A 13,060-nucleotide genomic window follows, 5' to 3' on the forward strand; every position below is an offset into this window, starting at 1 on the left:
CCTTGTTTTTCGGGTTTGGACAAGCCGCCGCTTCAAGGCACCAGATAGCCCTTCACCCCGGTGAAGATGATCTGTGCCGCCAGTGCGCACACGAACAACCCCATCAAGCGGCTGACGATCTGTAGCCCCTGGTCGCCAAGAAGGCGCTCGATGCGACCGGATAAAAACAGCACCACGCCCACGGTGAAACTGGCCAGGGCAATGCTGACAATGGCCGTGAGCTTGTCGTCCCAATGCGGCTGGCTCACACCCATCACCAGCAGGGCGCCGATGGTGCCGGGGCCGACGGTCAGCGGAATGGTCAGCGGGACGATGGTCACATCTTGCTGCACATTGTCGGTCTGTACCGCCGACTTGCCTTGTGCCATCCCCAGTGCCGAGATGAACAGGACGCTGCCTGCACCGATGCGGAACGCGTCCACGGTAATGCCGAAAACACTGAAAATCACCCGGCCGAACAAATACAACAGCACGCTGGAGACCAGCGTGGCGACCGCTACTTTCCAGGCCAGCCGACGCTGTTCCTTGCGCGAGTAACCACGGGTCAGGCTGATGAAGCACGACAACACGAAGAATGGGCTGTAGAGCACCAGCATCTTCAGGTAAACGCTGAACAACACATGGAGCATGGTGCCGGGCTCACTGGCGAGGGAAGTCGAGGGGGAGTCTATCAGGGGTTGCGCAGTCTGTCGGCTCAGGACGTTTGGGTCGTTGCGCGATTCTGCTGGTCACGCTGGGCGACCCAGTGTTCGATCAATTCACGCAGCTGCGACAATTCGACCGGCTTGGCCATGTGGCCGTCCATGCCGGCCTGGCGTGCACGCTCCTTGTGTTCGGCCAGGATATGGGCGGTCAATGCCACCACCGGTGTACGGACCCGCTGATTGCCGACTTCCCAGGCACGCAATTGCTGGGTGGCCGAGAAGCCGTCGAGGATCGGCATTTCACAGTCCATCAACACCAGGTCGTAACGTTGGGCCTTCATTGCCTGCAGGGCTTCTTCGCCGTTGCAGGCGGTATCCGGTTGCAGGTTGAGCTTGCTCAGCATGCCGCGGATCACCTTGGTCGAGATGCTGTTGTCTTCGGCCACCAGAATGCGGAAGTCGCTGGGGACCTTGACCGGCAGTGCCGGGCCGTTTGGCAGTGGGTGCGTGACGACCTGGCCTTTGTTGCGTTGGGTCAGTTCGTCGGCCAGGGTGGTCTTGAGGGTGTAGCCGGCCACCGGTTTGGCGAGGATGCGCTTGATCCCGGAGTTGCGCGCGATGATCTTGCTCGGCGCATTGCTGATGCCGGTGAGCATGATCAGCAGGATGTCATGGTTCAGGCTCGGGTCTTCCTTGATCTTGGCCGCCAGTTGCATGCCGGTCATGCCGGGCATGTTCTGGTCCAGCAGGACCACGTCGAAGTAGTCGCGCAAGTGAGCCTTGGTGCGCAGCAGTGCCAGCGCTTCCTTGCCCGAAGGCGCAGCGCTGACGTTCAGGCCCCAGGCGCTGCATTGCTGCACCAGCACCTTGCGACAAGTGTCGTTGTCGTCCACCACCAACACCCGCGCACCTTGCAGCGGGCCGTCGAGGTCGGAGGTCGGGTGTTCGAGGCGATCCGGGTCCAGCGGCAGGGTCAGCCACAGGGTGCTGCCCTGGTTGCTGCCACTCTTGATGCCGAACTCCCCTTGCATCAAGCGAATCAACTGCCGGGCAATCACCAGCCCCAGGTTGCCGCCCAGGTGGGTGGCCGAAAGGAAATGCCGGCTGTGCAGTTCGGCGTGCATCAGGGCGTCGCGTTCTTCGGCGTCCATCGGCTCGCCGCTGTCCTGCACGGCGATGCGCAGGCGTGGTTTGCTGTTGCGCTCGTCGAGCGCCACGACGATCAGGATTTCGCCTTCATCGGTTTTTTTCAGGGCGTTTTCAAGCAGGCTCAACAGGGTCTGGCGCAGGCGCGTCGGGTCACCGCTGATCACCCGCGGCACTTGCGGCTGGATGAAGCTGATCAACTCGACGTTTTGCTGCTCGGCCTTGGCGCGGAAGATGCTCAGGCAGTCTTCGATCAGCGCATTGAGGTCGAACTGCACATCGTCCAGTTCGATCTGTCCGGACTCGAGTTTGGAAATGTCGAGAATTTCGTTGATCAGGGTCAGCAGCTCGTTGCCGGCGCTGTGGATCGTCTGCACATAGTCGCGTTGCTTGACCGAAAGTGGTGTGCCCAGCAGCAGCTCGGTCATGCCGAGGACGCCGTTCATGGGGGTGCGGATCTCATGGCTGATCTTCGCCAGGAACTCGGCCTTGGCGTTGATCTCGGCGTTGCTGGCCGCCAAGTCACGGCTGATGCTGAAACGGTCTTCGGTGATGCGGCGCTGACGCTCGCTCAACGCAATGCTCATCAACAGGCCGCTGATGCAGATGAACAACAGCAAAGTGGTGATCAGGCCATGGGGTTCGATCAGGGTCAGCCCCAACAGTGCGGGCAGGATGACCAGGGTCCCGAGGTTGAACACCACCATGGCCGCCACGAAGAGACGAGCCGGGCGATAACCCTTTTGCCAGTGATAGGCGCTGATGAACAGCATGGTCAGGCCGGCCAGGGCTACCAGGCCATAGGTAATGAAGTTCAGCGGCAAGGTATTGACGAACAGCAGCATCAATCCGCAGGCCGTGATGAGCAGGACCTCGCCGAGCAGCAACCGGTTCAGCGGGTGCGGCCCGAGCGGGGAGAAGAAGCGATAGGCAAGCATCAGGCCGCAGGGCGCGGTCAGCAGCAGTGCCAGGTAAGCCCCCGGTGTTTGCAGTGCGTGCCAGTCCGGGAGCCAGGGGCCGGCGAGGTTCAGCAACAGCAGCAGGCTGAGCATCAGCAGCCCCTCGCACGCCGCCAGCCAGAGGGCGCTGTGCGAACGGGTGTAGGCGTAGCGGATGAGGTTGTGCAGGATCAGCATGGCGATGCAACCGAACAACAGGCCATAGATCAGCGTCTGATTGTGGTTGGCCGCTGCGATGACCGCCGATTGCAGGGTGATGTAGGGCCGTAACTGGTGGTCGGAGGCCAGCCGCAGGTATACGTCCAGGGGGCCGTCGCTTTGCGGCAGGGCCAGCATGAAGTCGCTGCTGGGCAATGGCCGCTCGGATTGCGGCTGTTCGTTGCCGGTGCTGGATTGATCGATCAGCCTGTCGCCGTCTAGCACATACATGTTGAACTGGCGCAGGTCCGGCGCGAACACCCGCAGCACCTGCTCATGTTTGCCCGGTGCAAGCTTGAATCGCAACCATAACGCGCCCTCGGGTTCGGCCGCGGTAATGCGGTCGAGTTCGATGGGGCTGAATTGATTGGTGTAGCGGGCGGAACGGATGTCGCTCAGTTGCAGGTCGCCTTGTTCGTCGAGCAATACCGCCCAGCCACTGCCTTGCGCGGCTTGGGCCGGTAGCATGCAGAGCAGGGTCAGCAATGTGACGGTTAAGCTTATGGCAATCCTGAGCCAGCGCACGGCGAAATCCCTTCGTTAGGTTGATGCCAGAATATAACGATGCGCGGCGCCGGAATAGCCAGGCAATGAACGGTGTTCATTGCCTGGCGCGGTGTCTGCCTTATTCCTGATTTTCGCCACGCTCGCGGGCAATGGCGCGGTAGCCAATGTCCTTGCGATAGAAGCAGCCTTCCCAGTCAATCGCTGCCGCCAGCTTGTAGGCCTGCTGCTGTGCAGCGTCGACACTGGCACCCATGGCTGTGGCGCACAATACGCGACCACCGGCGGTCACTACCTGACCATCCTTGAGCGCAGTGCCGGCGTGGAAAACCTTGCCTTCCAGTGTAGCCGCTGCATCCAGCCCACTGATGGCTGCGCCTTTGGCGTAATCACCAGGATAGCCGCCCGCGGCCAGCACGATGCCGACGCTCGGACGTGGATCCCATTGCGCTTCCACTTTATCCAGTGCCTGCGCCAGGGCAGCTTCGACCAGCAAAACCAGGCTCGACTGCAGGCGCAGCATCACCGGTTGGGTCTCAGGGTCGCCGAAACGGCAGTTGAATTCGATGACTTTTGGGTTACCAGCCTTGTCGATCATCAGGCCGGCATACAGGAAGCCAGTGTAGACGTTGCCTTCCTCGGCCATGCCGCGCACGGTCGGCCAGATCACCAGGTCCATGACGCGCTTGTGCACCTCGGCGGTGACCACTGGCGCCGGGGAGTAAGCACCCATGCCGCCGGTGTTTGGACCGCTGTCGCCGTCGCCGACGCGTTTGTGGTCCTGGCTGGTGGCCATCGGCAGCACGTTCTTGCCGTCGACCATGACGATGAAGCTGGCTTCTTCGCCGTCGAGGAATTCTTCGATGACCACGCGCGAACCTGCATCGCCAAAGGCATTGCCCGCCAGCATGTCGCGCACGGCGTCTTCGGCTTCGGTCAGGGTCATGGCGACGATCACGCCTTTACCCGCGGCCAGGCCGTCGGCCTTGATCACGATCGGCGCACCTTTTTCTCGCAGGTAAGCGAGGGCCGGCTCGATTTCGGTGAAGTTCTGGTAGTCGGCAGTCGGGATCTTGTGGCGAGCCAGGAAGTCCTTGGTGAACGCTTTCGAACCTTCCAGCTGCGCAGCGCCAGCGGTCGGACCGAAGCAATCCAGACCGCGGCTGCGGAACAGATCCACGACACCGGCGACCAGCGGCACTTCAGGGCCGACGATGGTCAGGGAAACGTTTTTCTCGGCAAAGTCTGCCAGTTGCTCAAGGGCCAGTACGTCGATGGCGACGTTCTCGCACTTGGCTTCGATGGCGGTGCCGGCGTTGCCCGGAGCCACGAATACCTTCTGCACACGCGGATCCTGAGCCACTTTCCAGGCCAGGGCGTGTTCACGGCCACCGCTGCCAATGATCAAAACATTCATTTCAAAAACCTCGGATGACGCTAATTCGGGGATGCATCCTGCTGGATGCTGACCGTAGGAGCCGGCTTGCTGGCGTTCGGGTCATCGCCGTTTACCTGGCAGGCCGCTATCGCCGGCAAGCCGGCTCCTACAGTGGACGTGTTATCAGTGACGGAAGTGGCGCATGCCGGTGAAGACCATGGCGATGCCGGCTTCGTCGGCAGCAGCAATCACTTCGTTGTCACGCATCGAGCCGCCTGGCTGGATCACCGCAGTGATACCGGCCTTGGCCGCGTTGTCGATGCCGTCGCGGAACGGGAAGAACGCGTCGGATGCCATGACAGCACCTTGAACCTGCAGGCCAGCATGTTCTGCCTTGATCGCAGCAATACGCGCGGAGTTCACGCGGCTCATCTGGCCGGCGCCGACACCGATAGTCTGGCGGTTCTTGGCGTAGACGATGGCGTTGGACTTGACGTACTTGGCGACTTTCCAGGCAAAGATCAGGTCATGGATTTCCTGTTCGGTCGGAGCGCGTTTGGTCACGACTTTCAGGTCGTCGGCGCCGATCATGCCGATGTCGCGGCTCTGTACCAGCAGGCCACCGTTGACGCGCTTGTAGTCCCAGGCAGCGGCGCGGTCGGCCGACCACTCGCCGCAGGCCAGCAGGCGTACGTTGGCTTTGGCGGCGACGATGGCGCGGGCTTCTTCGCTGACGCTTGGGGCAATGATCACTTCGACGAACTGACGCTCGACGATGGCCTTGGCGGTCTCGGCGTCCAGCTCGCGGTTGAAGGCGATGATGCCGCCGAAAGCGGATTCGGTGTCGGTGGCGTAGGCCAGGTCGTAGGCCTTGCGGATGCCGCCTTCGGCATCAGGGCTGACAGCCACGCCGCACGGGTTGGCGTGCTTGACGATCACGCAGGCCGGCTTGACGAAGCTCTTCACGCATTCCAGCGCGGCGTCGGTGTCGGCCACGTTGTTGTACGACAGTTCCTTGCCTTGCAGTTGGGTCGCGGTGGCGATGCCGACCTCGCTTGGCTTGGCTTCCACGTAGAACGCCGCGCTCTGGTGCGGGTTCTCGCCGTAGCGCATTTCCTGGGCCTTGATGAACTGGCTGTTGAAGGTGCGCGGGAATTCGCTGCGGCCTTCTGTGCTCAGTGTCTCGGCAGCCTGGTTCACGGTGCCCATGTAGTTGGCGATCATGCCGTCGTAGGCCGCGGTGTGTTCGAAGGCCTTGAGCATCAGGTCGAAACGCTGGGCGTAGGTCAGGCCGCCAGCCTTGAGGTTTTCCAGGACGTTGGCGTAATCGCTGGCGTTAACCACGATGGCCACGTCCTTGTGGTTCTTGGCAGCCGAACGGACCATGGTCGGGCCGCCGATGTCGATGTTCTCGATGGCGGTCGGCAGGTCGCAGCCTGGCTTGTTGATGGTGGCTTCGAACGGGTACAGGTTGACCGCTACCAGGTCGATCGGCTTGATGCCGTGCTCGTTCATGATGGCGTCGTCGATACCGCGACGACCGAGGATCCCGCCGTGGATTTTCGGGTGCAGGGTCTTCACCCGGCCGTCCATCATTTCCGCGAAACCGGTGTAATCCGCGACTTCCACTGCGGCAACGCCGTTGTCCTGCAGCAGCTTGAACGTCCCGCCGGTGGAGAGGATCTCGACGCCCAGGGCTTCAAGCTCCTTGGCGAATTCGAGGATCCCGGTCTTGTCGGAAACGCTGATCAAGGCGCGGCGGATCGGCAGGCGGGTAGTCTGGTCGGTCATCTCAATTTCCATCAAAAGCAAAGGAAGTCAGCAAAAAAGGCGACCGGTTTTACGCGGGCGCCTTTCTGGTTTGAATGAATGCTTACAGCAAATCGTACTGCTTGAGTTTCTTGCGCAGCGTGCCCCGGTTCAGTCCGAGCATCTCGCTGGCCTTGGTCTGGTTGCCCTTGACGTAGTTCATCACGCACTCGAGCAGGGGAGCCTCGACTTCGGAGAGCACCAGGTTGTACACATCCGTGACGGCAGCGCCCTCAAGGTGGGCGAAATAATTGTGCAGCGCCTTCTCGACACTCCCGCGAAGGGTCTGGCCCTCTTCGCTCGGTGTATTGAGGTGCTGTTTCAAATTCACGTTGTCGCTCACGGGTGTTGTTCCACTCACTAAAGTCTCGGTCATCATCGTCATGCGGCCACCCACTCTCCGTCCCCTGTCAGGCTCTTGTAACGCTCGGCGAAAAACGCGCGAACGTTGGCGCATTGTGTATCCGTACCATCCAAACGATTGAAGTGGGCGCGAAACTCCCTGGCGCCCGGCAGGGTTGCGAGATACCAGCCCACATGCTTTCGAGCAATGCGCACACCCATGACATCGCCATAGAAGGCGTGCAGGGCAGCCAGATGCTCTAGCAGAATGCGTTCCACCTCGATCAGTTCCAGCGCCGGGAGTTTCTCGCCGGTACGCAGGAAATGGTCGATCTCGCGAAAAATCCATGGCCGCCCCTGGGCGGCCCGGCCAATCAACAAACCATCGGCACCGGTCGCGTCGAGCACGTACCGGGCCTTTTCCGGCGAATCGATATCGCCGTTGGCAAAGACCGGAATCGACACCGCCTGCTTGATCGCGGCAATGGTGTCGTACTCGGCTTCACCGGTGTACAGGTCGGCACGGGTGCGGCCATGCACCGCCAGCGCCGTAATGCCTGCCTGCTCGGCGATCTTCGCCACCGTCAGGCCGTTCTTGTTGTCCCGGTCCCAACCGGTCCGGATCTTCAGGGTAACCGGCACATCGACCGCAGCCACGACGGCCTGCAGGATCTCGGTTACCAGGGGTTCATCCTTCAACAGTGCGGAACCGGCAGCCTTGTTGCAGACTTTTTTCGCCGGACAGCCCATGTTGATATCGATGATCTGCGCGCCCATTTCAACGTTGGCACGGGCAGCATCCGCCAGCATCTGCGCGTCCCCGCCGGCGATCTGTACCGAGCGCGGCTCGGGATCACCTTCGTGGATCATGCGCATGCGCGACTTGCGGGTGTTCCACAAACTCATGTCGCTGGTGACCATTTCCGAGACGACCAGTCCGGCGCCCAAGCGCTTGCACAGCTGACGAAAGGGCTGGTCGGTGACGCCCGCCATGGGGGCGAGAATCAAGCTGTTATGTAATGTGTATGGACCGATGCGTACCGCCGACATAGGACTTCCCTGTTGTGGGGCCGGATCATGAGAGTTCGAAAAAGGGTTGGCATGATACCCGCTCTCGATGACTGGATAAAGGCTGAATTGAACAAAATCTGAACAGTTATTCTGTTATACCCCGTGGTTTGGTTTGCCACGGGGAGTCAGGAAGCCGACGTCAATCGGTGAGCGATGGGGCGTTTCACTCCGGAGAGTGAAAGCTCAGACTGTAGTTCACGGCCTTGGCGCCGGGGTCGAGAATGTCGAGGGCGATGTGGATCGGCGTTTGGGGAGGCATTTCCGCCATGCCTTCGAGATCCCCGTTGAGGTACTCGCCGGGTTTGAAGCGACGACTGGCGATCAGGTGGCCATTGAGGTCGGCGAAGCGCAGTTCCAGCAGCGGGAAGGGCTGGGAGAAGGGTGCGCGGTTGTAGATGATCGCATCGACCACCAGTGCGCCATTGAACTCGGGATGGCTGCGCACCACCAGGTTGCTGCTCTTGATTTTCGCGATGTCGACTTTGGACGGCACGGTGCAGCCGATTTGCGGGCACAGCTGCTGGAACCACGGGCGATATTGATCCTGTCGCGCCAGTTCGTCGAAATGATAGGCAATGTACTGGCCGGCGAGGGCGCCCGCGGCAATCAGCACCAGCAGCAACCACAACAGGCGCCGGCCCCAGGGTGAGCGGCGTTTTTGCCAGTCCAGTTGCAGCGGGTCGTCGGTCAGGTCTTGCAGTACTTCGGCGCGCACGCCCGGCTCACTGCGCTCGCGGCGTTTACGCAGCGGCTCGATCGAGGGCAGGTTGTCGTCGATTTCGTTCTCGTCGGCGGCTGACAGGCGTTCGCGGTGTAGCGGGGCATCGAGAGGGTCGTGCAGGCGCAACTGGGGTGGCTGCGGCTCTTCGTCGAGGTCAACCGGTTCCAGAGACAGCGAAGGTTCGGTGCGCGTGGTTGTGCCCGGTTCGATCGTCGGCTCTGGCGTTTCAGGGTCGTCGAGCGGTTCGCCGGCTTGCGCACGATCGGCTGCCGACTCACTGAACAGGCTGTCGGGCCACTGTTCCTCGTCATCCTGGCCGGCGCTGTCGCGACGGGCACTCAGCGAGTCGTCGCGATGGCGGCCGAGTTCGGTGGTCGGCTGGATTTCCCGCTGCTCGAGCCGGGCGAGTTCTTCGTCGAGGTCGAGAGTGTCCAGGTCCAGTTCGGTCGCGCTCCATTGCTTTTGGCTGATGGCGCGCGGTTCTGCGGGTTCCGGTGTTTCGGCGATGACCGCAGCGATCGGCGCAACGGGCTCTTTGCCGGCCTGTTCAAGCAACTGCTTGGCGGCATTGAACACCTGCAGGCAGGAGCCGCAACGAACTACCCCGCGAGCCACGCTCAATTGGGCATGGCTGACGCGGAAGCTGGTTTGGCAATGCGGGCACTGGGTGACGAAGCTATCGGTCATGCGGCGATCCGGATTATGCAGATGCTCATTCTAGCGCCGACGGCCAGTGATGCGCACCCAGCCATCGCGATTGGCGATCGGGTCCAGATCGAAGTCCTTGGCGTAGGCGGCAGCGACGTCATCACCCTGTTCGGCGAGGATGCCCGACAGCGCCAGGCGACCGCCCGACTTGACCAGGCCGGACAACTGCGGCGCCAGCGAGACCAGCGGGCCGGCGAGAATGTTGGCCACCAGCACGTCGGCCTGCACTTGCGGCAAGTCTTCGGGCAGGTACAGCGGGAACAGGTGTTCGGCAATGTTGTTGCGCCCGGCGTTGTCGCGGGAGGCTTCCAGCGCCTGCACGTCGATGTCGGTGCCCACGGCTTCCTTGGCGCCGAGCAACAGTGCGGCAATCGCCAGGATCCCCGAGCCGCAGCCGAAGTCCAGCACGTTGCAGCCCTTCAGGTCCTGACCGTCGAGCCATTCCAGGCACAGTGCGGTGGTCGGGTGGGTGCCTGTGCCGAATGCCAGGCCCGGGTCCAGCAGCAGGTTCACCGCGTCAGGTTGCGGTGCGGCGTGCCAGCTCGGCACGATCCACAGGCGCTGGCCGAATTGCATGGGCTGGAAACCGTCCATCCAGCTGCGTTCCCAGTCCTGGTCTTCGATCACTTCGCTGTGGTGTTCAGGCAGCGGGCTGCCGGTCAGCAGTTCCAGGTGGGCCAGTACCGGGCCGGGCTCGGTGCCCCCCTCGAACAGGGCCAGCAGGTGCGTGTGCGACCACAGCGGGGTGGTGTTGAGTTCCGGCTCGAAGATCGGCTGATCTTCGGCGTCCATGAAGGTCACCGACACGGCGCCCACTTCAAGGAAAGCGTCTTCATAGGTTTCGGCTTGTTCCGGGCTGATGGCGAGACGTACTTGCAGCCAAGGCATGGCGGGCACCTTTGAAAAATGTTGATAGCAGCCTAGCGGGCTGCGAGAAGCGCGCAAGTTTACGCGAGAGCGGGGGTTTTGTGGGAGTGGGATGAGCTTGGGGCTGGTGCTTGTCTTGAGCCGTTCGCAATCCTGTGGGAGCGAGCCTGCTCGCGAAGACGGTGTGTCAGTCGACATCTAGGTTGAATGTAGTGGCCTCTTCGCGAGCAAGCTCGCTCCCACAGGGGGATTTTTGAAACCTTCAGAAACAACAAAGCCGCCCGAAGGCGGCCTTGTTGATCGGGTCGAAGCTTAGTGCTTCTCGCCAGCCAGCTTGTGCTCGAGGTAGTGAATGTTCACGCCCCCTTTGCAGAAGCCTTCATCGCGGGTCAGGTCGCGGTGCAGCGGGATGTTGGTCTTGATCCCGTCGACAACGATCTCGTCCAGCGCATTGCGCATGCGCGCCATGGCTTCGTCACGGGTTGCCCCGTAAGTGATCAGCTTGCCGATCAACGAGTCGTAGTTCGGCGGAACGGCATAACCACTGTACAGGTGCGAATCGACGCGAACGCCGTTGCCGCCTGGGGCGTGGAAATGCTTGACCGTGCCCGGGCTCGGCATGAAGGTTTTCGGGTCTTCGGCGTTGATCCGGCATTCCAGCGCGTGACCGCGGATGACCACGTCATCCTGGGTGAACGACAGCTTGTTGCCGGCGGCGATGCTGAGCATCTCCTTGACGATGTCGATACCGGTGACCATTTCCGAAACCGGGTGCTCTACCTGGACACGAGTGTTCATCTCGATGAAGTAGAAACGACCGTTTTCGTACAGGAACTCGAAAGTGCCCGCGCCACGATAACCGATGTCGATGCACGCCTTGACGCAGCGAGCCAGAACTTCCTCGCGGGCCTGTTCGTCGATGCCCGGTGCCGGCGCTTCTTCGAGAACCTTCTGGTGACGACGTTGCAGCGAGCAGTCGCGGTCGCCCAGATGGATAGCCTGGCCCTGGCCATCGGAAAGTACCTGGACTTCCACGTGACGTGGGTTGGTCAGGAACTTTTCCAGATAGACCATCGGGTTGCCGAACGCCGCGCCAGCTTCGGTGCGGGTCAGTTTGGCGAAGGAGATCAGGTCTTCTTCTTTATGCACAACGCGCATGCCGCGACCACCGCCGCCGCCAGCGGCCTTGATGATCACCGGGTAACCGACTTCGCGACCAATGCGCAGAGCGGTTTCTTCGTCTTCCGGCAGCGGGCCGTCAGAGCCCGGAACGGTCGGTACGCCGGCGGCGATCATGGCGTGCTTGGCCGATACCTTGTCGCCCATCAGGCGAATGGTGTCGGCTTTCGGGCCAATGAACGCGAAGCCGGAATTCTCGACCTGTTCGGCGAAGTCGGCGTTTTCCGCAAGGAAGCCGTAGCCAGGGTGAATGGCGGTGGCGCCAGTCACTTCGGCCGCGGCAATGATTGCCGGAATGTGCAGGTAGGAGTGGGCGGCCGATGCCGGACCGATGCAGACGGATTCGTCTGCCAGGCCCAGGTGCATCAGTTCCTTGTCAGCCTTGGAGTAAACGGCGACGGTCTTGATGCCCATTTCTTTGCAGGCGCGCAGGATCCGCAGGGCGATCTCACCGCGGTTGGCGATCAGAACTTTTTCCAACTTCGCAGTCATCAAAGGCTCTCCGCGGTTCAAACGATGGTGAACAGCGGTTGGTCGTACTCAACCGGCTGGCCGTCTTCGACGAGGATGGATTCGATCACACCGCTGGTTTCAGCTTCGATGTGGTTCATCATCTTCATGGCTTCAACGATGCACAGGGTGTCGCCTTTCTTCACGGTCTGGCCGACTTCAACGAAGGACGGCGAGGTTGGCGAAGACTTGCGATAGAACGTACCAACCATCGGCGAACGGGCAACGGTGCCGTTCAGTGCCGGAGCGGCCGCGGCAACAGGTGCGGCAGCGGCAGCCGGAGCGGCGGCAGGCGCGGCAACCGGAGCAGGCATCGGAGCCGGCGCGTAGTACTGCTGAGCCGGGGTCTTGCTATGACGGCTGATGCGTACGGACTCTTCGCCTTCCTTGATCTCGAGCTCGTCGATGCCGGACTCTTCCAGCAATTCGATCAGTTTCTTAACTTTACGGATATCCATGAATCATCAACTCCCAAGGGTCGGTCAGGGGCGGTTAACTTGTTGTTCAAGCTGTTCCAGGGCGGCCTCCAGGGCCAGTCGATAACCGCTGGCGCCAAGGCCGCAGATCACTCCCACCGCTACGTCGGAGAAGTAAGAGTGATGGCGGAAAGGTTCGCGTTTGTGCACGTTAGACAAATGCACTTCGATGAATGGGATGCTCACCGCCAGCAGCGCGTCACGTAATGCGACACTTGTATGTGTAAAAGCTGCTGGATTGATCAGAATGAAATCGACGCCTTCGCCGCGCGCGGCGTGGATGCGGTCGATCAATTCGTACTCGGCGTTGCTCTGCAGGTACAGCAAATGGTGACCGGCTTCACGGGCGCGGCGTTCCAGGTCCTGGTTGATCTGCGCCAGCGTCGTGGCGCCATAGGTGCCCGGTTCACGGGTGCCGAGCAAGTTCAGGTTGGGGCCATGCAGAACGAGTAGCGTCGCCATCGGCGGTTCCTTTGTTATCTGTGTGCAGTTGTCAGAACCCGGCGACTATGCCGCAAAGCCTTTGTGACTGTCCAGTTCTCTGCAAT

The 13,060-nt window shown here is 61.4% G+C and carries 11 protein-coding genes; all 11 read right to left on the minus strand.

The genetic code is table 11. The annotated features are described in order from the left end of the window. Window positions 1-32: 32 nt before the first annotated feature. Window positions 33-629 (minus strand): MarC family protein, encoded by a 597-nt coding sequence (locus AB4O16_RS19455; protein WP_160389575.1) that lies wholly within the window; start codon window positions 627-629, stop codon window positions 33-35. A gap of 65 nt (window positions 630-694) precedes the next feature. Next, window positions 695-3,472: a hybrid sensor histidine kinase/response regulator gene (locus AB4O16_RS19460; RefSeq protein WP_160389574.1), complete on the minus strand. Its 2,778-nt coding sequence runs from the start codon at window positions 3,470-3,472 to the stop codon at window positions 695-697. A gap of 100 nt (window positions 3,473-3,572) precedes the next feature. Further along, window positions 3,573-4,868 carry a phosphoribosylamine--glycine ligase gene (gene purD / locus AB4O16_RS19465; RefSeq protein WP_460155578.1) on the minus strand — a complete coding sequence of 432 codons (1,296 nt, stop codon included), beginning with the start codon at window positions 4,866-4,868 and terminating at the stop codon, window positions 3,573-3,575. A gap of 144 nt (window positions 4,869-5,012) precedes the next feature. Then, entirely contained in the window at window positions 5,013-6,620 is a 1,608-nt protein-coding gene (gene purH / locus AB4O16_RS19470) for a bifunctional phosphoribosylaminoimidazolecarboxamide formyltransferase/IMP cyclohydrolase (RefSeq protein ID WP_160389572.1), read from the minus strand. A gap of 82 nt (window positions 6,621-6,702) precedes the next feature. Continuing rightward, window positions 6,703-7,023, minus strand: a complete 321-nt coding sequence (gene fis / locus AB4O16_RS19475) for a DNA-binding transcriptional regulator Fis (protein WP_015093301.1) — start codon at window positions 7,021-7,023, stop codon at window positions 6,703-6,705. Continuing rightward, a complete protein-coding gene (gene dusB, locus AB4O16_RS19480) occupies window positions 7,020-8,030 on the minus strand; it encodes a tRNA dihydrouridine synthase DusB (protein WP_008016791.1) in 1,011 nt (336 codons plus the stop codon). Before dusB ends, fis begins: the two co-directional genes overlap by 4 nt. 184 nt (window positions 8,031-8,214) lie before the next feature. Next, a complete protein-coding gene (locus tag AB4O16_RS19485; RefSeq protein ID WP_460155579.1) occupies window positions 8,215-9,459 on the minus strand; it encodes a DUF3426 domain-containing protein in 1,245 nt (414 codons plus the stop codon). A gap of 30 nt (window positions 9,460-9,489) precedes the next feature. Then, window positions 9,490-10,368: a 50S ribosomal protein L11 methyltransferase gene (gene prmA / locus AB4O16_RS19490; protein ID WP_160389570.1), complete on the minus strand. Its 879-nt coding sequence runs from the start codon at window positions 10,366-10,368 to the stop codon at window positions 9,490-9,492. Window positions 10,369-10,659: 291 nt separating this feature from the next. Beyond that, window positions 10,660-12,018: an acetyl-CoA carboxylase biotin carboxylase subunit gene (gene accC / locus AB4O16_RS19495; protein ID WP_160389569.1), complete on the minus strand. Its 1,359-nt coding sequence runs from the start codon at window positions 12,016-12,018 to the stop codon at window positions 10,660-10,662. Between the two features lie 17 nt (window positions 12,019-12,035). Further along, window positions 12,036-12,494, minus strand: a complete 459-nt coding sequence (gene accB / locus AB4O16_RS19500; RefSeq protein WP_160389568.1) for an acetyl-CoA carboxylase biotin carboxyl carrier protein — start codon at window positions 12,492-12,494, stop codon at window positions 12,036-12,038. A 24-nt stretch (window positions 12,495-12,518) separates the two neighbouring features. Next, window positions 12,519-12,974, minus strand: a complete 456-nt coding sequence (aroQ, locus tag AB4O16_RS19505; protein WP_150714527.1) for a type II 3-dehydroquinate dehydratase — start codon at window positions 12,972-12,974, stop codon at window positions 12,519-12,521. Window positions 12,975-13,060: the final 86 nt, after the last annotated feature.

The sequence above is a fragment of the Pseudomonas sp. S2_H10 genome, assembly GCF_054668285.1.

Coding starts and splice junctions, on each gene's coding strand:
- AB4O16_RS19455 (WP_160389575.1), bottom strand. CDS start 629: ATGCTCCATGTGTTGTTCAGCGTTTACCTGAAGATGCTGGTGCTCTAC.
- purD (WP_460155578.1), bottom strand. CDS start 4,868: ATGAATGTTTTGATCATTGGCAGCGGTGGCCGTGAACACGCCCTGGCC.
- purH (WP_160389572.1), bottom strand. CDS start 6,620: ATGACCGACCAGACTACCCGCCTGCCGATCCGCCGCGCCTTGATCAGC.
- fis (WP_015093301.1), bottom strand. CDS start 7,023: ATGACGATGATGACCGAGACTTTAGTGAGTGGAACAACACCCGTGAGC.
- dusB (WP_008016791.1), bottom strand. CDS start 8,030: ATGTCGGCGGTACGCATCGGTCCATACACATTACATAACAGCTTGATT.
- AB4O16_RS19485 (WP_460155579.1), bottom strand. CDS start 9,459: ATGACCGATAGCTTCGTCACCCAGTGCCCGCATTGCCAAACCAGCTTC.
- prmA (WP_160389570.1), bottom strand. CDS start 10,368: ATGCCTTGGCTGCAAGTACGTCTCGCCATCAGCCCGGAACAAGCCGAA.
- accC (WP_160389569.1), bottom strand. CDS start 12,018: ATGACTGCGAAGTTGGAAAAAGTTCTGATCGCCAACCGCGGTGAGATC.
- accB (WP_160389568.1), bottom strand. CDS start 12,494: ATGGATATCCGTAAAGTTAAGAAACTGATCGAATTGCTGGAAGAGTCC.
- aroQ (WP_150714527.1), bottom strand. CDS start 12,974: ATGGCGACGCTACTCGTTCTGCATGGCCCCAACCTGAACTTGCTCGGC.